Raw genomic sequence first — 20,215 nt, 5'->3', positions numbered from 1 at the left:
CTGTGCCTATCCTCCCGCTCGTCTCCTCATCCTCACTTCATGAAAGGTATTGTTCCCGTGAATAACAAGAAACTGTCCTTAGCGACCTCCTTCGCCGCCGCGGCCGCTTTCGCCGCACTGACCACGCAAGGCGCGCTGGCGCAAAAGAAATACGACACCGGCGCCTCCGACACCGAAATCAAGATTGGCAATGTCGAGGCCTATTCGGGACCGGCCTCCGCCTATGGCGTGATCGGCAAGATCGAGGATGCCTATTTCAAGATGATCAACGACCAGGGCGGCGTGAACGGCCGCAAGATCAATTTTGTGAGCTATGACGACGGCTACAGCCCGCCAAAGACGGTCGAGCAGGTGCGCAAGCTGATCGAGAGCGACGAAGTTTTTCTGGTGTTCAACGCGCTGGGCACGCCGACCCAGACCGCCGTGCAGAAATACCAGAACGCCAAGAAGGTCCCGCAACTGTTCCTCGCCACCGGCGCCAGCAAGTGGAACGACCCGAAGGATTTTCCCTGGACCATGGGCTTCCAGCCGAGCTACCGCGTCGAGGCGCGGATCTTTGCGAAGTACATCATGAAGGAAAAGCCGAACGCGAAGGTCGCGGTATTCTACGCCAATGACGATTTCGGCAAGGACTACGTCGCCGGCCTGAAGGAAGTGTTCGGCGACAAGACCTCCTCAATCCTGATTGCCGAGGAGAGCTACGAGACCACCGAACCCTCGATCGATTCCCACATCGTCAAGCTGAAGGGCACCGGCGCCGATGTGTTCGTCAACATCTCGACGCCGAAATTTGCGGCGCAAGCCATCAAGAAGATGGCGGAGCTGGAATGGAAGCCGATGCATGTCATGACCGACGTCTCGATCTCGATCGGCGCAGTGATGAAGCCCGCCGGCCTCGACGCCTCCGAAGGCGTGCTGTCGGCCGGCTATCTCAAGGACGCCTCCGACAGCCAATGGGCGAACGACGAAGGCATGAAGAAGTTCATGACGTTCATCGACAAATACATGCCGGGCGCCAACATCTCCGACGCCAATTTGGTCTATGGCTACGCCGCGGCGCAGACCATGGTGCAGGTGCTGAAGCAGGCGGGCGACAACCTGACACGGGAAAACGTGATGAAGCAGGCCGCCAGCCTGAGGGATTTCGTGCCGGATACGCTGATCCCCGGCATCAGGATCAACACCTCGGCCACCGACTTCGCACCGATCGAACAGCTCAAGATGATGCAGTTCAAGAACGGCCAATGGGTGCTGTTCGGCGACATCATCAGCGCCGAGACGGGGGGCTAATAGCCAACGCGACGTCATTCCGGGATGCGCCGCCAGGCGCAGACCCGGTATGACGGGGCCGCTCCCCGGGCTAGACCAGACCAGCTGCGGCGCAGATCATCAGCCCGGCTCGCGCCGGAACGTCGTGAACCGAAACTTCTGCGTTGCGCCCCAGGGCGTAACGTGCTCCTGCGGCCTTGTATCGATTACCTCAAAGCCGCTTCCCAGCGTTGCGGCCAGGCTGCTTGCGTCGTAGCGGCTGACGAGCAGGCCGCTGCAGCGTTCGGGCCCGTCGGGCGCGAACGTGCCGATGATGGCATATCCGCCCGGCCGCAAGGCCAGCCGCAGCCGCGCCAGATAGGCGGCTTGGTCGCGGGGGTCGGTAAGAAAGTGAAATGCCGCCCTGTCGTGCCAGATATCATAGCTCCGCGATGGCTCCCAAGCGGTCACGTCGGCCACAATCCATGTCACCCGCTTTGCCTTGTCGCCCACGCGCGATCGCGCCGAGGCGAGCGCCGCCGCCGATAGATCGAGCACGGTCACGTCCTCGTAGCCTTGCGAAACCAGGCGGTCCACGAGCCGCGACGCCCCGCCGCCGATGTCGATGATGCCGGAGCCCGGCACCGCCCCGGCAAGGCCGATCAGCTCAAGCGAAAGCGCAGGTGTTTCCTCAAACCAGCTGACCTGGTTTTCGCTCTTGGCAGTGTAGACATTCTGCCAATGATCCCTGCGGCTCGGGTCGTTCATGACTGCCTCCTCCGCCAGGCGGCGGTCGTGCGAATTGGCAAATTAGACCGTTCCGACGGGCGGTTCGCTTGCAGCTTGCGACCGGAATACACCGACCGGTGCGCGCTACATAAGGGCACGGCAGCCCCGCCGTCCAGGCATTGGAACAGCTTGTGATCCCGTGACATGGTTCCCAAATATGCAGGCAGTCCAGCTAAACCAACCCTCGCCAAACCGCTAAAGCCAGGGGACCCAAATGCACTATCTGCCGCTGACGCCGGGATTGTTCTCGGTCCTGGTTTTTCTGTTCGTGGGGCTGGTCATTTTGATTCAGCTTCGCATTCTCCGCTATGCCTATATGCGGCTCGGCGTCAGTCCGGGCACCGCGCTGCTGCTGTTGTTCGGTTCGCTGATCGGCAGCTATTTCAATCTTCCGGTCGCGGTGCTGCCCGGACAGGCCGTCCAGTCGGGGCAGATTGTCGATTTCTTCGGCATGCAGTATGTCGTCCCATACGTCGTTTCGTCGCCCGGGACGGTGGTGGCCGTCAATGTCGGCGGCGCGGTGATCCCGACCCTGATGTCGACCTATCTGGTGATTCGATATCAACTCTGGCTCAAGGCGGCGATCGCGGTCGCCGTGATCGCCTTTATCATCCACATGATGGCGACGCCGGTGCATGGCATCGGCATCGCCGTGCCGGTGTTTGCGCCGGTCGTGGTCACGGCTATCCTTGCCTTCATCCTGTCCCGCGAATACGCCGCGCCGCTGGCCTATATCGGCGGCTCGATGGGGACGCTGATCGGCGCCGATCTGCTCAATCTCGACAAGATCAACGGACTCGGCGCGCCGGTGGCCTCGATCGGCGGCGCCGGGACCTTCGACGGAATATTCCTCACCGGCATCCTCGCGGTCCTGCTCGCCGGCATCGCCTCGCCATCGCGCCCGCGACCGGCCTGGTGAGCCCGCGAATACCGTGTGACGGACAATGTCCGGCTTCGCGAGTTGCCACCCTGCCTGACTATCAATAAGAAGAAATGAAGCCGAATGGCATGCGCCGGCCGACGTCATTCGGAAAGAAACAGGGTAAGGGTTACGCTATGGAAGCAAGGGTAAGCACCGCATCGGCTCCTTCAGGCAAATGGTCTCCTTCGCCGGATGCCAGCGAGATCGTCAAGCGCATTCATGCGATGCTGCATCCGCGCAATATCGTCCTGGTGGGTGCCACGGACAAGCCCGGCAATTACGCCGAGCGCATCTGGAACAACCTGATCAAGTATGGCTTCGAGGGCGGTCTCTATCCCGTCAATGCGAAACGCGAAACCATCTGGGGCGTGCCCTGCTACAGGGACTTCGCCAGCCTGCCGGACAAGCCCGATCACGTGCTGGTGCTGGTTCCCGCCCGCTTCGCGGTTCAGGTGATCCGGGATGCCGCCGCTGCCGGCGCGCGCTCGGCGACCATCGTTACCTCCGGCTTCAGCGAATTGCAGGACGAGGAAAGCCAGAAGCTCGCGGTGGAGCTGCAGCAGGCCATTCGGGAGACCGGGTTGGCCGTCACCGGTCCGAATTGCCTCGGCAATCTCAGCGCCGGCGAAAAGCTGTTCACCAACATCGACGACCGCATCGTCACCATGGAAGCGGGGCCCGTGGCGATCGCCGGCCAGTCCGGCGCGATCGTGATGGCGATACGCCAGGCGCTGGAGGATCGCGGCGTCGGTGTTGGCTACATGGTTACGACCGGCAACGAAGCCGGCCTCGAGACGCCCGATCTGATGCGCTATTTTGCCGCCGATCCGCAAGTTCGCGTGATCGTGGTTTACCTCGAGGGCGTACGCAATACCAAGGTATTCCGCGAGGCCTGCAAGGCCGCGCGCGCGGCAGGCAAGCCGGTGATCGCGCTCAAGCTCGGGGCGTCCGAGGGCGGACGCGCCGCCGCCATGGCACATACCGGCGCGCTAGCCGGTTCGATCGAAACCTTCGACGCGATCTCGACTCGCGAAGGCGTGATCCGCGCCCGTGGCCTCGACGAGCTGATCGAGACCACCGAATGCTTCGTCCATGCCGATCCGCCGAAAGGCAACCGCCTCGCCGCGGTCACCCTGTCGGGCGGCAAGCGCGGCCTGCTGATCGACGCGTTCTTTTCAGCCGGCCTGAATTTTGCGCCCTTGAGCAGGAATGCCAGCGACGGACTGGCACGGATGCTTGGACCCGGCTCCATCGTCGGCAATCCGCTGGATGCCGGCTTCGCCGCCGTGGTCGATCCTTCCGTCTACATGCAGTCGATCAAGATCATGATCGACGATCCCGACACCGACATCGTCATCATCGACTCCGAGTTGCCCAAGGCGCCGCACGAGCTGCGCGAAAAGAATTTGCGCATCGTCAACGCGATGGCCGGCGCTGCCTCCAAGCCCGTCGTCTATATCAGCGCTATGTCGATCGGCTTCACCGAATTCACCAAGGCCTTGCGCAAATCGCTGCCGCACATCGCGGTCATGCAGGGCCTGGACCGGGCCGTCGACGCGATCAAATCGCTGATCGATTACGCCAGCTTGCGCAAGGTGGTGCCGGACATCGTATCGAGTTCGTCTTCCTCGGCGCGCGCGACGCTGGAGAAGACGCTGAAGCACGCCACCGGCGCCGCGCTCGACGAGGTCGCATCGAAGAAGCTGCTCAAGGCCTACGGCATTCCCGTATCGAAGGAAGAGATCGTGCAGACCGCCGCGGACGCGGTGAAGGCCGCCAAGAAGATCGGCTTCCCCGTCGTCGCCAAGGTCGTCAGCGCGGAGATCCTGCACAAATCCGATATCGGCGGCGTGGTGCTGAACCTCAACAGCGCAGCCGAGGTCAAGAAGGCGTTCAACGACATCACCGTGCGGGTGAAGCGGCTCAAGGGCAAGCCGAAGCTCGGGGGCATCCTGATCGCGCAGCAGGTCAAGGCCGAGCTCGAGCTCGTGGTCGGCGCAGCACTCGATGCCGAAATGGGCCCGGTGGTGCTGTTCGGAACCGGCGGGGTCGACATCGAACTGATGAAGGACGTCGCACTCGCCGGCGCCCCGCTCGATGCGGCCGAGGCCCGGCAATTGATCCAGCGCACCAAGGCCGGCGTGAAGATCAAGGGTTATCGCGGCAAGCCGGCGCTGCACGAGGCTTCCGCCGTGAAGGCACTGGTCGGCCTGTCCAATCTGATGGCGGACGCCGGCACCCGCATCGCCTCGATCGACGTCAATCCGTTCCTGATCAATACCAGGACCGGCGTCGCCGTCGACGCTTTGATCGTCCTCAACAACGAAGCGGCCAAGAGCGCCGCCGGGCATTGATGCCGCGGCGAAGCGTCGGCTAGATTGTAAATCACGAACGCACTGCGCCGCAGGGATCAGCGGGACCAACATGATCATAGAAAATCAGGCCATGGTCACCGACGCGGTCCTCGAGGCGGTCAGCCGCACCGAGGATCCGCGGCTCCGCGAGATCTTGCTGGCGCTGGTCCGGCATCTGCACGGCTTCGTGCGCGAGATACACTTGTCCGAACGCGAATTTCAGCAAGCAGTGGGGATCATCGCCGCGATGGGCCAGAAGACCACCGCCTCGCATAACGAGGTGGTGCTGATGGCGGGCTCGCTCGGAGTTTCCTCGCTGGTCTGCCTGCTCAACAACGGCAGCAACGGCCAGACCGAGACCCAGGCCAACCTGCTCGGACCGTTCTGGCGCGACGATCAGCCGCTGAGCGCCAGCGGCGATAGTCTGGTGCGTTCGCCGACGCGGGGCCCGGGGCTTATCGTTCGCGTCTCGATCGAGGATGGAAAGGGCCGCCCCGTCGCAGGCGCCGAAGTCGACGTCTGGCACTCCTCGCCGGAAGGCCTCTATGAAAATCAGGATCCGGCGCAGACCGAGATGAATCTGCGCGGACGCTTTGTTTCCGACGCGGCGGGGCGGTTTCACTTCCGCAGCGTCAAGCCCGCGGGCTATCCGATTCCCACCGACGGCCCGGTCGGCGAACTCGTGCGGGCTACCCGCCGCCACAACTTCCGGCCGGCGCATTTGCACTTCATGATCTACAAGCCCGGCTTCAAAACCCTCATCTCGCAAATCTATTCACCCGACGATGAACACATCGATTCGGATGTGCAGTTCGGCGTGACGCGCGCGCTGATCGGCAATTACGTCCGCCATGACGAGCCGTCGCCTGAGCCGGGGTTCGCGGGGCCCTGGTATTCGCTCGATCAACGTTTTGTCATGGAGCCCGGCGAAGCGAAACGCCCGGCCGCGCCGATCCGCGCCAAAGCCACTGCCGCAACGCAAGAAAGCCGGTAGGCACCAGCGGCCGTGTCCAAACCGCCACCGGCCTGCTTTATGGGCACATCCCTAGGCCGAAGGTCGCAAGATTCCCTGAGGTAGATGATTGGCAAAGCCAAGCCGGAAAGGCTAGGCTCCCGCCCGACCAAGGCATCGAAGAATGCCGGGACATAAATCATCATCTTGTCTGGGAGGACAGCATGGGTATTTCGCGACGATCCTGGCCGATCGATCGGCGGACTATTTTGAAATCGACGGCTGCAATTGCTGCGGTGCAATTCTCATCGCCCTTCATCATCAAGGCCCGCGGCGAAACGCCGGTCAAGATCGGCATGGTCGATCCCCTGACCGGCGTTTATGCCGCGATCGCCCAGGGCGAGGTGGTAGGCGCCAAATTCGCCGCCGAAGAGGTCAACAAGAAAGGCGGCATTCTCGGCCGGCCGGTCGAGCTTCTGATCGAAGACTCCGCCAATGATGTCGGCACCGGTGTGCAGAAGACGCGCAAGCTGATCGAGCGCGACAATGTGAGCTTCATCATCGGCGACGTGAATTCCGGCATCGCGATCGCGATGGCACAGGTCACCAGCGAAAAGAAGGTGCTCCACATCGTCTCCGGCGGGCACACCGATCCGATCACCGGCGCCAACTGCTCCTGGAACGTGTTCAGGGTCTGCAACTCCACCACCATGGACGCCAACGCCATCGCCACCACCCTGATGGAGAAGTTCGGCAAGAAATGGTACTTCCTGACGCCCGATTACGCCTATGGCCACTCGGTGCAGGCCGGCTTCGAGAAGCTGCTGAAGGCCAATGGCGGCACCTCCTCCGGCGCGCTGGTGCCGCTCGGCACCGCGGATTATTCCGCCTATCTGATCCAGGCCAAGGCCTTTGGCCCGCAGGTGCTGATCAACGTCATGGGCGGCGGCGACCAGGTCTCGAGCCTCAAGCAGTTCGTGCAATTCGGGCTCGACAAGCAGATGGCGGTCGGCGGCACGCTGTTCGAGCTCGAGAGCATCCGCGCCGTGCCGGATGGCGCGCGGGTGGGATGGTGGACCATGGAATGGTGGTGGGACCAGCCGGGCGTGTCGCACGTCGCCGAATTCAACGCCTCGATCAAGAAGATCACCGGTGCTGCGGCCACCGCGCGCAACTGGTTCGGTTATGCCTCGGTGCAGACGCTGGCGCTGATCGCAAACCAGGAGAAGACGCTGGATGCGCCGAAGCTGGCGCACGCCCTGTCCGGCTTCAAGCTGCCGCCGGAAGTCGCGTTGCAGCCGGGCGCGCCGTCCTATCGCGACGGCGACCACGAATTGATGAGTACCGTGTTCGTCGGCGAGGCGCACCCGCCCCAGGGCGACCCGGACAATATGTTTACGGTGAAGAACCCCGTGCCCGGCGAGAAAGCCGCCGGACCGGCCGAGGCTACCGGCTGCAAGATTCAGTGGCCGGCTTGAGCCATGGACAACGCTGCGCCCGCTGCCTTTGTACAGCCGCGCAGTGAGACTTGAGACCGTCGTTGCGAGCGAAGCGAAGCAATCCACCGCTGAGAAGTACTGGATTGTCGTCGCTCCGCTCCTCGCAATGAGGAACAAAAAACAACAACGAGGAAAGCTCATGACTCCGTCAATTCTCAATCCGACATTCGATCGCCGCACCCTGATAAAAGGCGCCGCCGCGCTCGGCGCGCTACAGGTCGCTTCTCCGTTCATCATCCAGGCGCGCGGCGAAACGCCGATCCGGATGGGCATGGTCGATCCGCTCACCGGCGTTTACGCGGCCCCGGCCGGCAATGAGGTGATGGGCGCCAAGCTCGCGGTGGCGCAGATCAACGCCAAGGGCGGCATTCTCGGCCGCCAGGTCGAGCTGTTGGTGGAAGATTCCGCCAATGACGTCGGCACCGGCGTGCAGAAGGCGCGCAAACTGATCGAGCGCGACCAGGTCAATTTCATGATCGGCGACGTCAATTCCGGCATCGCGGCCGCGATCGCCCAGGTCACTGCCGAGAAGAAGGTCCTGCACATCGTCTCCGGCGGCCATACCGATTCGATCACCGGCAAGGATTGCAAATGGAACGTGTTCCGCGTCTGCAACACCACGCGGATGGAAGCCAATTCGGTGTCCAGCGTGCTGTTTTCCAAGTACGGCAAGAAATGGCATTTCATCACGCCCGACTACGCCTTCGGCCACACGCTGTATGACGCCTGTACCGACGATCTGAAGAAGCTCGGCGGCACCGTGACCGGCAACGAATTGACGCCGCTCGGCACCACCGATTTCTCCGCCTACCTGATCAAGGCGCGCGCCGCCAGTCCGGACGTGCTGATCCTGCTGGTGCAGGGCTCCGACATGATCAACTGCCTCAAGCAGGTGGTGCAGTTCGGCCTCGACAAGCAGATCCATGTCGCGGGCACCCAGCAGGAGCTGGAATCGCTCGCCGCGCTGCCGCCGGAAGCGCGAATCGGCGTCTGGATGTTCGAATGGTACTGGAAACAGCCGGGCGTTGCCGGCGTGGAAAAATTCACGGCCGATATCCGCAAGGTCAATAACGGCAATGTTCCGACCGCGCGGCACTGGTTCGGCTACACCTCGGCGATGAGTTTCGCCCTGATCGCGAACCAGGAGAAGACCACCGACGCGATCAAGCTCGCGGGTGCATTGGAGAATTTCGAGCTGCCCGACGACGTCAAGCTGCAGCCGAACAAGGTGTATTACCGCAAGGGCGATCATCAGTTGATGACCTCGGCCTTTGTCGGCGAGGCGCAGTCGAAGGGCAAGGACGATCCGGAAGACCTGTTCCGCGTCGACGAGATCGTCGCCGGCGACAAGACCGCGCCGGCCGTCGGCGAAACCGGCTGCAACGTGCAGTGGCCAACCTGACATGAAGTCCACCGTTTTCCTGGGGCTCCGGGAGGCATCCGCCTCGCGGGCGAGACGCATGAGTTTATTTCGGTGAATTATGTGGCAACTGCTTCTGTTTAACGTCACCAACGGGCTGATCATCGGCGCGTTCTACGTGCTGATGGCGCTCGGTCTCTCGCTCATCCTCAATCTGAGCAATGTCATCAATTTCGCCCATGGCGGATTTCTCGTCATCGGCGGCTACATCGCCTATACGATCACACCCTATATCGGCTTCTGGGGCGCGCTGCTGCTGGCGCCGCCCTTGACCGCGATCATCGGGCTTGCGGTCGAACGCGCGCTGATCCGGCCGCTCTACGGACGCGATCCGCTCTACAGCCTGCTGCTCACTTTCGGGCTGGCGTTCATCATCGAGGACGGCACCCGGTTCATCTTCGGCCCGCAAGGCAAGCCGGTCACCATCCCCGCCTTCCTGGCGCAGCCGCTGAGCAATGAATTGTTCTTCATCACCGGCTACCGCCTGTTCATGGTGGCGGTGGTGATGATCGCGGTGGCGGGATTGTTTCTGCTGTTGCGCTACACCCGGCTCGGCATTCGCATCCGCGCCGGCACGCTCGACCTCGATACGGTGGCGGCGCTGGGCATCAACGTGCAGATGTTGCGCTCGCTGAATTTCGCGGTCGGCATCTTTCTCGCCGGTCTAAGCGGCGTGCTCGCCGCGGGACAACTCGGCCTTGAACCGACCATGGGCACTGGCCTGTTGATGCCGAGCTTCATCGCCATCATCGTCGGCGGCATCGGCAGCCTGCCGGGAACCCTGGCCGGCGGCCTCTTGATCGGCGTGGCCTCCGGATTGACGGCGGTATTCTTTCCGGCCGCCAGCGAGGCGGTGATCTATGTCATGATGGCGGTGATCCTGCTCATCCGTCCGCGCGGGTTGTTCGGCGAAGAAGGAATGATGAGTTGAGTGCCGAGAAAACCCGTAAAGCGATCGCGCTGGCAGCGATCTGGGCAGCCCTGCTGCTCGCCCCCTATTGGATGGTGCCGCTCGGCGGCTATACCGCGCTCGCCACCCGCGTGCTGGTGCTCGGGCTGGCGGCGATGTCGCTGAATTTCCTGCTGGGCTTTACCGGCGTGCTGTCGTTCGGCCATGCCGCCTATTTCGGCCTCGGCGCCTATGGCGCCGGACTGGCGCTGAAATTCGTCGCGCTCAGCACGCCGCTGGCGCTGATCGCAGGGATGCTGCTGGGCGGCCTTTCCGGCGCCATCCTCGGCACCCTGATCGTGCGGCGGCGCGGCGTCTATTTCGCCATGGTGACGATCGCGTTCGGCCAGGTGTTTTACTACATCGCCTTCCAGTGGAGCTCGCTGACCGGCGGCGACGACGGCTTGCGCGGCTTTTCGCGCCAGCCGCTCGATTTCGGCGCCTTCAAGGTCGACATTCTCTCCAGCGCCAACAATTTCTATTACTTCGTGCTGTTCTGTTTCGCGCTCGCCATCGGCGCCATGGCCTTCATCCTGCGCTCGCCGTTCGGCCGCACCATGATCGCGATCCGCGAGAACGAGCGCCGCGCCCGCTTCCTCGGCATTCCCGTCGAACGCCACATCTGGATCGCCTTCACCCTATCCTGCTTCTTCATGGGGTTTGCCGGCGCGCTCTATGCGCTGGTCAACAATTTCGCCGACCCGAGGGGCCTGCATTACAGCCAGTCCGGCGATTTCGTCATGATGGCGGTGATGGGCGGCATGCGCAGCTTCTGGGGACCGCTGCTCGGCGCGGCCGTGTTCGTGGTGCTGCAGGATTACCTGTCGAGCATCACCGTCAACTGGATGTCGTTCGTCGGCCTCCTGTTCGTCCTGGTCGTGCTGTTCTTCCCGCGCGGACTATTGGGCTTCCTGCAACGGAGCAAGGCATGAACGTTCTCGATATCAACAACGTCACCAAGCGGTTCGGCAATCTCGTGGCGGTGCGCGACGTCTCGCTGTCGGTGGCGAAGGGCGAATTGTGCGCGATCATCGGACCGAATGGCGCCGGCAAGACCACCTTCTTCAACCTGATCTCGGGATTTTTTCCGCCGACCTCGGGCTCCATCATTTTCGACGGCCGCGACATCACGAGACTTTCCACCCATGAGCGGGTCGCCACCGGCATGGCCCGCACCTTCCAGATCACCGAGATCTTCCCCGAGCTCACGGTGTTCGAAAACGTCCGCATCGCGGCTGAAGTGGCCGGCGGCTACCGCTTACGGCCCTGGATCAACGGCGTCGAGGCAGCCCAGGTCCATGCCCGCGTCGAGGAGATGCTGAAACTGGTTTCGCTGGAAAACAAAACGAACCGGCTGGTCGGCGAGCTCGCGCATGGCGACCAGCGCGCCGCCGAGATCGCGATGGCGCTGGCCTTGAAGCCGCATCTGTTGCTGCTCGACGAACCGACCGCCGGCATGGGCGACCAGGAAACGTTTCAGATCACCCAGCTGATTCGCCGGCTGCACCGCGACTCCAACTACACCATCGTGCTGATCGAGCACGACATGCGCGTGGTGTTTCACCTCGCCGACCGCATCTGCGTGCTCGACCAGGGCAGGATGCTGGCACAAGGTACGCCGCAGGAGATCGCCGCCAACGAGACCGTGCAGGCCGCTTATCTGGGCAATGCCGCATGACCGCAGCCCTGACAGCCGAAGGCCTCCACACCTATTACGGCAAGAGCCATATCCTTCATGGCGTCAGCCTCAGCGTCGCCGAAGGCAAGATCACCGCGCTGTTGGGACGCAACGGTGCCGGCAAGACCACGACGCTGCGCAGCCTGATGGGCCTGACGCCGGCGCGTGAAGGCAAGATCACGGTGTTCGGCAAGGAAACCACGCGCTGGCCGACCTTCCGCGTCGCGGCCGCAGGCGTCGGCTACGTGCCCGAAGGCCGGCGCATCTTCGCCAATCTCAGCGTCGAGGAAAACCTCAAAGTCCCGCTCGAACGCGGGGGGCCGTGGACTATCGAGCGGATCTACCAGCTGTTTCCGCGGCTCGAGGAGCGCAAGTCCAACCGGGGCCGCCAGCTCTCCGGCGGCGAGCAGGAGATGCTGTCGATCGGGCGCGCGCTGCTGTTGAACCCGAGGCTTTTGATTCTCGATGAACCCTCGCAGGGCCTGGCGCCGCTGATCGTGCGCGAAGTGTTCCGCATCGTCCAGCAGATGAAGGCCGAGGGCATCTCGGTTCTGCTGGTCGAGCAGAATGCCCGGATGAGCCTGGAAATCGCCGACGACGCGTATGTGCTTGACGACGGCATCGTTGTCTATTCGGGAGCGGCCAAAGAGCTTGCCGCCGACGAGGGCCGGGTCCGGGCGCTTGCGGGCGCCAGCGCCGAGGAATGGACGCTGACGTAAGGCGATCGCGCCGACTCCGACGACACGAACTGCCGCCAACTACCTCCCCTCCCCCCGCGCGGCGCAAGCCGCGTGGCGGGGAGGGGCCGGGGGTGGGGGGTGCCTCGGCAGATTCTTACCGAAATGAGAAATCGAACGCGCGGAGAGACCCCCCACCCCCGGCCCCTCCCCACCGCTTCGCGGGAGGAGGGGTGAAAGCGCGCCTTTCACCCGCGCGGCTTTGCCCTTACAATCGGAGGATGGTGAAGAGCAACCTCATGATCGGATCGACGACGCTGGCGTTGATCGCCGCGGCGTTTGCCGGCCTGCTCGGGTACCAGAAAATCCACGCGCTGCGGCAGCAAAGCCCGCTTCGCATTGTGTTCGAAGGCTCCGCCAGCGGTCTGCGCAGGGGCGGCAGCGTGAACTTCGACGGCGTCCAGATCGGCGAGATAAAATCCCTCAAGCTGGACAACCCGCGCAAGATTGTCGCCCTCGTCACGGTCGACAATAACGCCCCGATCCGCAAGGACACGGTGGTCGGCGTGGAATTCCAGGGCCTGACCGGGCTGGCGGCGATAGCGCTGACCGGCGGCGCGGCCGCCGCGGCGCCGGTGCCGCTGGATGAAGACGGCATTCCAATCCTGACCGCCGATCTCCGCGAAATCGAGTCGATCCGCGACTCCCTGCACAATGTCGACCGCATCCTCGTCGGCAACCAGTCGATGGTGAAGGATGCGCTGCTGAACTTCGAGACCTATACGGCGTCGCTGGCGAGCAAGGGTGACGCGATCGAGAGCATCATGCGCAAGGCCGACGATGCGTTTGCCGGCATCGACAGCGCCATGACCAAGGTCGACACCATCGTGCCGGGGCTGGCGAACGGCAAGCCCGATGAATTGTTCGAAACGGTGAAGACGATCCGCGAACTGGCCGACAGCTTCAACAGGAAGTCCGCCACCGTGATGGAGGAGGGCCGCCGCTCGCTGCTCGACATCAGCGAGGCGGCCGTCAAGGTCACCCGCAAATTCGATCCGCAGGCCGTCGGCGTCGGCAACCCGCCCCCGCCGGGAAAACCGAACCAGAAGCGGCAATAAATCGCCTCCCCGGTTCCGCCGCAAGAACCAGCAGGGGATGCACACCGGAATCTATGCGATTCTCACCGCAAAAGTGACGCCCTCACCCCTCCTCAATCGCCAAGAATGTTCCAACGAATAATTTTAATTCCTCGATGGAACAAAAGTTCCACAGCGGAATTGTTCCGGCTGGTTCAAAATGCGGAACCTAAGCACCTGTAATATTTAAAGTATTCTTCTTGCGTCGCGACCGCCTGGCGATCTGATGGTATAAAAATAACGACTCGCTCCCGCGCGGATGCGAGCACGCTTCCGCTTTCTCGAGGGGAACTTCATGAGTGATCTCGGCCCGGCAGCATCATCTACCCGGCGTCGCACAGCCAAAGCAAAGCCGTACAGCAACGGAAAGCCGGATCCGTCGCAGGAATTGCTGCACGCGCTGCAGGCGATGAAAAGCGGAGACTTCTCGGTACGCATGACCGGCGACCATCTCGGTATCGAGGGCAAGATCGCCGACACCTTCAATGAAATCGTCGCCGCCAACCAGCGCATGGCGCAGCAGCTCGAGCGCGTCGGCCAGGTTGTTGGCCGCGAAGGCAAGACCCGCCAGCGCGTCAAGTTCGGACTGGCCAGCGGCTCATGGGCCGACATGGAAGGCTCCGTCAACACCCTGATCGACGACCTGCTCTGGCCGACGCGCGAAGTGACGCGCGCGGTCGCCGCGGTGGCGCAGGGCGACCTCTTGCAAACCGTTCAGCTCGACGTCGACGGCCGCCCACTGGGCGGCGAATTCTTGCAGTCGGCCACCATCGTCAACACCATGATCAAGCAGCTCAGCGTGTTCACGTCCGAGGTGACTCGCGTGGCGCGCGAGGTCGGTACCGAAGGCAAGCTCGGCGGCCAGGCGCAGGTCCCCGAAGTGACCGGCGTCTGGAAGGATCTGACCGAGAGCGTCAATTCCATGGCCAACAACCTCACCGGCCAGGTCCGCAACATCGCCGAGGTCACCATTGCGGTCGCCAACGGCGACTTGTCCAAGAAGATCACGGTCGACGTCCGCGGCGAGATCCTGCAGCTCAAGGAAGCCATCAACACCATGGTGGACCAGCTGCGTTCCTTCGCTTCCGAAGTGACGCGCGTGGCGCGCGAGGTCGGCACCGACGGCAAGCTCGGCGGCCAGGCGATCGTGCCCGGCGTCGCCGGCACCTGGAAGGACCTCACCGACTCCGTCAATGCGATGTGCGGCAACCTCACCGCCCAGGTGCGCAACATCGCCAACGTCACCACCGCGGTTGCGCGCGGCGACCTGTCGCGCAAGATCACGGTGGACGTGCGCGGCGAAATCCTGGAGTTGAAGGACACCATCAACACGATGGTCGATCAGCTCAACTCGTTCGCTTCCGAAGTGACGCGCGTCGCGCGCGAAGTCGGCACCGAGGGAAAACTCGGCGGCCAGGCCCAGGTGCCCGGCGTCGCCGGCACCTGGAAGGACCTCACCGACAACGTCAATTTCATGGCTTCCAATCTGACGGCGCAGGTCCGCAACATCGCCGACGTCGCGACCGCGATCGCCGGCGGCGACTTGTCCAAGAAGATCACCGTCAACGTGTCCGGCGAAATCCTGCAGTTGAAGGAAACGCTCAACACCATGGTCGACCAGCTCAACGCCTTTGCCGGCGAAGTCACGCGCGTGGCGCGCGAGGTCGGCACCGACGGCAGGCTGGGCGGCCAGGCCAACGTGCTCGGTGTCGCCGGCACCTGGAAGGACCTGACCGAGAGTGTCAACTCGATGGCGTCCAACCTGACGGCGCAGGTCCGCAACATCGCGGAAGTGACGACCGCGGTCGCCAATGGCGACTTGTCGAAGAAGATCACGGTCGACGTGCGGGGCGAAATTCTGGAGTTGAAAGACACCATCAACACCATGGTCGACCAGCTCAACGCCTTTGCCGGCGAAGTCACGCGCGTGGCGCGCGAGGTCGGCACCGAGGGCAAGCTCGGCGGCCAGGCGCTGGTGCGCGGCGTCGCCGGCACCTGGAAGGATCTCACCGACAGCGTCAACTCGATGGCCTCCAACCTGACCGGCCAGGTCCGCAACATCGCCGAAGTCGCGACCGCGGTCGCCAAGGGCAACCTGTCGAAGAAGATCACCGTGAACGTGTCGGGCGAAATCCTGCAGCTGAAGGAAACGCTGAACACCATGGTCGACCAGCTCAACGCCTTCGCCGGCGAAGTGACGCGCGTGGCGCGCGAGGTCGGCACCGACGGCAAGCTCGGCGGTCAGGCCGAAGTGCCCGGCGTCGCCGGCACCTGGAAGGATCTGACGGACAGCGTCAACTCGATGGCCGGCAATTTGACCGCCCAGGTCCGCAACATCGCCGAGGTCGCGACCGCGATTGCCGGCGGCGACCTGTCGCGCAAGATCACGGTCGACGTGCGCGGCGAGATCCTTCAATTGAAGGAGACGCTGAACACCATGGTCGACCAGCTCAACCGCTTCGCCGGCGAGGTGACGCGCGTGGCGCGCGAGGTCGGCACCGAAGGCCGGCTTGGCGGCCAGGCCAACGTGCCCGGCGTCGCCGGCACCTGGAAGGATCTCACCGACAGCGTCAACTCGATGGCGGGCAATCTGACCGCGCAGGTCCGCAACATCGCCGAGGTCACCACCGCGGTGGCGCGCGGCGACCTGTCGCGCAAGATCACCGTGGACGTGAAGGGCGAAATCCTCGAGCTGAAGAACACCATCAATACCATGGTCGACCAGCTCAACGCCTTTGCCTCCGAAGTGACGCGCGTGGCGCGCGAGGTCGGCACCGAAGGCAAGCTCGGCGGCCAGGCCGAAGTGCCCGAGGTGGCCGGCACCTGGAAGGACCTCACCGACAACGTCAACTTCATGGCCTCGAACCTGACCGCGCAGGTCCGCAACATCGCCGAAGTCGCGACCGCGATCGCCGGCGGGGATCTATCGAAGAAGATCACGGTCGACGTGCGCGGCGAAATCCTGCTGCTCAAGGACACCCTGAACACGATGGTCGAGCAGCTTCGCTCTTTCGCCGCCGAAGTGACGCGCGTCGCGCGCGAAGTCGGCACCGAAGGCCGGCTGGGCGGTCAGGCCGTGGTGCCCGGCGTCGGCGGCACCTGGAAGGACCTGACCGACAACGTCAACCTGCTCGCCGCCAATTTGACCACGCAGGTCCGCAACATCGCCGAAGTGACAACGGCAGTCGCGCGCGGCGACCTCTCGCGCAAGATCACCGTCGACGTCAAGGGCGAGATTCTCGAACTCAAGAACACCATCAACACCATGGTGGACCAGTTGAACGCCTTCGCCGGCGAGGTAACGCGCGTCGCACGCGAAGTCGGCACCGAGGGCAAACTCGGCGGCCAGGCACAGGTGCCCGGCGTCGCCGGTACCTGGAAGGATCTCACCGACACCGTGAACTTCATGGCCGCCAACCTGACCGAGCAGGTGCGCGGCATCGTCAAGGTGGTGACCGCTGTTGCGAATGGCGACCTCAAGCAGAACCTGACCGTGAAATCGAAGGGCGAAGTGGCGGCGCTCGCCGAGACCATCAACAATATGACCGACACGCTGGCGACGTTCGCCGATCAGGTCACCAGCGTGGCGCGCGAGGTCGGCGTCGAAGGCCGCCTCGGCGGCCAGGCCAACGTGCCGGGTGCCGCCGGCACCTGGAAGGACCTGACCGGCAACGTCAACCTGCTGGCCGCCAATTTGACCTCGCAGGTGCGCGCGATCGCGGAAGTGGCGACCGCGGTGACCAAGGGCGACCTGACCCGTTCGATCCAGGTCGATGCCCGCGGCGAAGTCGCTGAGCTGAAAGACAACATCAACACCATGATCGGCAATCTGCGGCTCACCACCGACGTCAATACCGAGCAGGATTGGCTGAAAACCAACCTCGCCCGGTTCACCAACATGCTGCAGGGCCAGCGCGACCTGACCACCGTCGGCCGGCTGCTGCTAACCGAACTGACGCCGCTGGTGAACGCCCATATGGGCGTGATCTACCAGGTCGAGAACGAGGACAGTCCGCAATTGCGGCTGCTGTCGGCCTATGCCGGCGACGGCGTCACGCCACATCAGCCGATCGTGCAGTTCGGCGTGGGCCTGATCGGGCAAAGCGCGATGGACAAGCGGCAGCGGCTGGTAGCGGACATCCCGAGCGACGCCGCCCCGATCAATTCGGCGCTATTGCGGGTGGTGCCGAAGAACCTGGTGGTGCTGCCGGTGCTGTTCGAAAACCAGGTCAAGGCCGTGATCGAGCTCGCCTCCGTCAGCGCGTTCACGACCTCGCAGATGACCTTCCTCGAGCAGCTCACCGACTCGATCGGCATCGTGCTCAACTCGATCGAAGCCACGATGCAGACCGAGGGCCTCCTAAAGCAATCCCAGCAGCTCGCCGGAGAATTGCAGACGCAGCAGAAGGAGCTGCAGCAGACCAACGAGCAGCTCGAGCAAAAGGCGCAGCAGCTCGCCGAACGCAACGTCGAGGTGGAACGCAAGAATCAGGAAATCGAGCAGGCACGGCGCGCGCTCGAGGAGAAGGCGACCGAGCTTTCGCTGACCTCGAAGTACAAGTCGGAATTTTTGGCCAACATGTCGCACGAGCTGCGCACGCCGCTCAACAGCATCCTGATCCTGGGCCAGCAGCTCACCGAAAACCCCGACGGCAATCTGACCGGCAAGCAGGTCGAATTCGCGCGCACCATCCATGGCGCGGGCACCGACCTTCTGAACCTGATCAGCGACATTCTCGACCTTTCCAAGATCGAGTCGGGAACCGTGACCGTGGATGCCGAGGAAATCCTGACGTCGAACCTGCTGGAAACCGTAGGGCGTCCGTTCCGGCACGAGGCCGAAAACCGCCAGCTGTCGTTCAACGTCGAGATTGATCCCACCCTCGGACGCAGCATCGTCACCGACTCCAAGCGCCTGCAGCAGGTGCTGAAGAACCTGCTGTCGAACGCGTTCAAGTTCACCGCCGAGGGCGGCGTGCGCCTCAGTGTTTCGGCCGCGCTCGCCGGCTGGAGCGCCGAGCATCCCGTCCTCAACCATTCGCCGGCGGTGATCGCCTTCGAGGTGTCCGACACCGGCATCGGCATCCCCGCGGAGAAGCAGAAGCTGATCTTCGAGGCGTTCCAGCAGGCCGACGCCGGCACCAGCCGGAAATACGGCGGCACCGGTCTTGGCCTCGCCATCAGCCGCGAGCTTGCGAGCCTGTTGGGCGGTGAAATCCACCTGCAGAGCACGCCCGGCAAGGGCAGCATCTTCACGCTCTATCTGCCGCTGAAATATTCCGGCCCGACGGTGGCGGCGCGCGTGACCGTGTCGTCGCAATACAGCGTTGCCCCGGCGCAGCCGGCCGCGACCCCGGAGCGCGTCATCGAGCAGCTTGCGGACGACCGGCTCAACCTCGAGCCCGGCGACACCATTCTCCTGATCGTCGAGGACGATCCGCATTATGCGCGCGTGCTGATCGATCTCGCCCACGACAAGGGCTTCAAGGTTTTGGTGGCAGCACGCGGCTCGGAGGCGCTGGATCTCGCAAAGCAGTTCCAGCCTACGGCGGTCTCGCTCGACATCTTCCTGCCCGACATGCTCGGCTGGACCGTGCTCAGCCAGCTCAAGCACAATCCGCTCACCCGGCACATTCCGGTCCAGATCATCACGCTCGACGAGGACCGCCAGCATGCGCTGGCGCGTGGCGCGTTCTCCTTCGTCAACAAGCCGACCACGACCGAAGGGGTCAGCGCGGCGCTGTCACAGATCAAGGAATACGCAAAACCCCGCCGCAAGCGCCTGTTGATCGTGGAGGACAATGCGGCCGAGCAGATGAGCATCAGGGCGCTCCTGGACCATGACGACATCGAGATCGTCACCACCGACACGGGAGCGGGTGCGCTTTCCACGCTGCGCGAAAGCCCCTGCGACTGCGTCGTGCTCGACCTGCGGCTGCCTGACATGAGTGGATTCGAGGTGCTGGACTCCATCCGGGGCGATGAATCGCTCTCCAATGTTCCCGTGGTGGTATTCACCGGCCGCGAGTTGTCGGTCGAGGAAGACGCGGAACTGCACACCATGGCGCGGAGCATCGTGGTGAAAGGCGTGGAATCGCCGGAACGCCTGCTCGATGAAACATCGCTGTTTTTGCACCGTGTGATCACGGAATTGCCAATCGATAAGCAACGAATGCTGGAGAAGCTCAATAGTTCCGACGAGGACCTGGTCGGCCAGACCGCGCTCCTGGTGGACGACGATGCCCGCAACATTTTTGCGCTTTCCAGCGTGCTGGAACGGCGCGGCATGAAGGTGCTCACCGCCACGACCGGCAGCGAGGCGGTCGCGCTGGTCGAATCGAACCCCGCGATCGCCATTGTTTTGATGGACATCATGATGCCCCAGATGGACGGCTATCAGACCATCGGCGTGATCCGGGAAAACCCGGCCTTCCGCCGACTTCCGATCATCGCGCTGACCGCCAAGGCGATGAAGGGCGATCGCGAGAAGTGCCTGGAGGCCGGCGCCTCCGATTATCTGGCAAAGCCCGTCAATACCGAGCAGCTGCTGCTCGCCATCCGCATGTGGCTCCATCGCTGACCGGTGCATTC

General features: G+C 63.4%; 13 protein-coding genes. 12 read left to right on the top strand and 1 reads right to left on the bottom strand.

Annotation, left to right across the window (positions count from 1 at the left end; all coding sequences use genetic code 11):
• Window positions 1-57 precede the first annotated feature (57 nt).
• Window positions 58-1,290, top strand: a complete 1,233-nt coding sequence (locus B5525_RS12820) for an ABC transporter substrate-binding protein (RefSeq protein ID WP_244567887.1) — start codon at window positions 58-60, stop codon at window positions 1,288-1,290.
• A gap of 99 nt (window positions 1,291-1,389) precedes the next feature.
• On the opposite strand, the gene B5525_RS12815 is transcribed toward B5525_RS12820, so the two are convergent.
• The gene (locus tag B5525_RS12815) at window positions 1,390-2,016 is read right to left on the bottom strand and encodes a class I SAM-dependent methyltransferase (RefSeq protein WP_079566333.1); all 627 of its coding nucleotides are present in this window, start codon (window positions 2,014-2,016) and stop codon (window positions 1,390-1,392) included.
• Window positions 2,017-2,251: 235 nt separating this feature from the next.
• Between B5525_RS12815 and B5525_RS12810 the strand changes: the two genes are divergently transcribed.
• The 11 genes from B5525_RS12810 to B5525_RS12760 all read left to right on the top strand — a co-directional run bounded on the left by B5525_RS12810 (window position 2,252) and on the right by B5525_RS12760 (window position 20,204).
• The gene (locus B5525_RS12810) at window positions 2,252-2,956 is read left to right on the top strand and encodes a DUF1614 domain-containing protein (RefSeq protein ID WP_079566332.1); all 705 of its coding nucleotides are present in this window, start codon (window positions 2,252-2,254) and stop codon (window positions 2,954-2,956) included.
• Window positions 2,957-3,093: 137 nt separating this feature from the next.
• Window positions 3,094-5,313 (top strand): acetate--CoA ligase family protein, encoded by a 2,220-nt coding sequence (locus B5525_RS12805; protein WP_079573291.1) that lies wholly within the window; start codon window positions 3,094-3,096, stop codon window positions 5,311-5,313.
• A gap of 70 nt (window positions 5,314-5,383) precedes the next feature.
• Window positions 5,384-6,307: a dioxygenase gene (locus B5525_RS12800; RefSeq protein ID WP_079566331.1), complete on the top strand. Its 924-nt coding sequence runs from the start codon at window positions 5,384-5,386 to the stop codon at window positions 6,305-6,307.
• Window positions 6,308-6,489: 182 nt separating this feature from the next.
• Window positions 6,490-7,743 (top strand): ABC transporter substrate-binding protein, encoded by a 1,254-nt coding sequence (locus B5525_RS12795; RefSeq protein WP_079566330.1) that lies wholly within the window; start codon window positions 6,490-6,492, stop codon window positions 7,741-7,743.
• A gap of 160 nt (window positions 7,744-7,903) precedes the next feature.
• Window positions 7,904-9,166, top strand: a complete 1,263-nt coding sequence (locus B5525_RS12790) for an ABC transporter substrate-binding protein (protein ID WP_079566329.1) — start codon at window positions 7,904-7,906, stop codon at window positions 9,164-9,166.
• Between the two features lie 79 nt (window positions 9,167-9,245).
• Window positions 9,246-10,115 (top strand): branched-chain amino acid ABC transporter permease, encoded by an 870-nt coding sequence (locus B5525_RS12785; protein ID WP_079566328.1) that lies wholly within the window; start codon window positions 9,246-9,248, stop codon window positions 10,113-10,115.
• Window positions 10,112-11,065 carry a branched-chain amino acid ABC transporter permease gene (locus B5525_RS12780; RefSeq protein WP_244567886.1) on the top strand — a complete coding sequence of 318 codons (954 nt, stop codon included), beginning with the start codon at window positions 10,112-10,114 and terminating at the stop codon, window positions 11,063-11,065. Before B5525_RS12785 ends, B5525_RS12780 begins: the two co-directional genes overlap by 4 nt.
• Window positions 11,062-11,811, top strand: a complete 750-nt coding sequence (locus B5525_RS12775; protein ID WP_079566327.1) for an ABC transporter ATP-binding protein — start codon at window positions 11,062-11,064, stop codon at window positions 11,809-11,811. The genes B5525_RS12780 and B5525_RS12775 overlap by 4 nt, the downstream gene beginning before the upstream one ends.
• Window positions 11,808-12,530, top strand: a complete 723-nt coding sequence (locus B5525_RS12770; RefSeq protein ID WP_079566326.1) for an ABC transporter ATP-binding protein — start codon at window positions 11,808-11,810, stop codon at window positions 12,528-12,530. Before B5525_RS12775 ends, B5525_RS12770 begins: the two co-directional genes overlap by 4 nt.
• Before the next feature lie 257 nt (window positions 12,531-12,787).
• On the top strand, window positions 12,788-13,606 hold the full coding sequence (locus B5525_RS12765) for an MlaD family protein (protein ID WP_425305266.1): 819 nt from the start codon (window positions 12,788-12,790) through the stop codon (window positions 13,604-13,606).
• A 313-nt stretch (window positions 13,607-13,919) separates the two neighbouring features.
• Window positions 13,920-20,204: a HAMP domain-containing protein gene (locus B5525_RS12760; protein ID WP_079566324.1), complete on the top strand. Its 6,285-nt coding sequence runs from the start codon at window positions 13,920-13,922 to the stop codon at window positions 20,202-20,204.
• Window positions 20,205-20,215 lie beyond the last annotated feature (11 nt).

Origin of the sequence: Bradyrhizobium erythrophlei (assembly GCF_900129505.1) — a bacterium.
Classification (GTDB): domain Bacteria; phylum Pseudomonadota; class Alphaproteobacteria; order Rhizobiales; family Xanthobacteraceae; genus Bradyrhizobium; species Bradyrhizobium erythrophlei_D.
This window is presented reverse-complemented; position numbering and strand designations above follow the sequence as displayed.

What these genes read in the sequence shown, in the direction of transcription:
- B5525_RS12805 (WP_079573291.1), top strand. Translation starts at nt 3,094, where the DNA reads ATGGAAGCAAGGGTAAGCACCGCATCGGCTCCTTCAGGCAAATGGTCT.
- B5525_RS12800 (WP_079566331.1), top strand. Translation starts at nt 5,384, where the DNA reads ATGATCATAGAAAATCAGGCCATGGTCACCGACGCGGTCCTCGAGGCG.
- B5525_RS12765 (WP_425305266.1), top strand. Translation starts at nt 12,788, where the DNA reads ATGATCGGATCGACGACGCTGGCGTTGATCGCCGCGGCGTTTGCCGGC.
- B5525_RS12815 (WP_079566333.1), bottom strand. Translation starts at nt 2,016, where the DNA reads ATGAACGACCCGAGCCGCAGGGATCATTGGCAGAATGTCTACACTGCC.
- B5525_RS12775 (WP_079566327.1), top strand. Translation starts at nt 11,062, where the DNA reads ATGAACGTTCTCGATATCAACAACGTCACCAAGCGGTTCGGCAATCTC.
- B5525_RS12795 (WP_079566330.1), top strand. Translation starts at nt 6,490, where the DNA reads ATGGGTATTTCGCGACGATCCTGGCCGATCGATCGGCGGACTATTTTG.
- B5525_RS12785 (WP_079566328.1), top strand. Translation starts at nt 9,246, where the DNA reads ATGTGGCAACTGCTTCTGTTTAACGTCACCAACGGGCTGATCATCGGC.
- B5525_RS12810 (WP_079566332.1), top strand. Translation starts at nt 2,252, where the DNA reads ATGCACTATCTGCCGCTGACGCCGGGATTGTTCTCGGTCCTGGTTTTT.
- B5525_RS12790 (WP_079566329.1), top strand. Translation starts at nt 7,904, where the DNA reads ATGACTCCGTCAATTCTCAATCCGACATTCGATCGCCGCACCCTGATA.
- B5525_RS12770 (WP_079566326.1), top strand. Translation starts at nt 11,808, where the DNA reads ATGACCGCAGCCCTGACAGCCGAAGGCCTCCACACCTATTACGGCAAG.
- B5525_RS12760 (WP_079566324.1), top strand. Translation starts at nt 13,920, where the DNA reads ATGAGTGATCTCGGCCCGGCAGCATCATCTACCCGGCGTCGCACAGCC.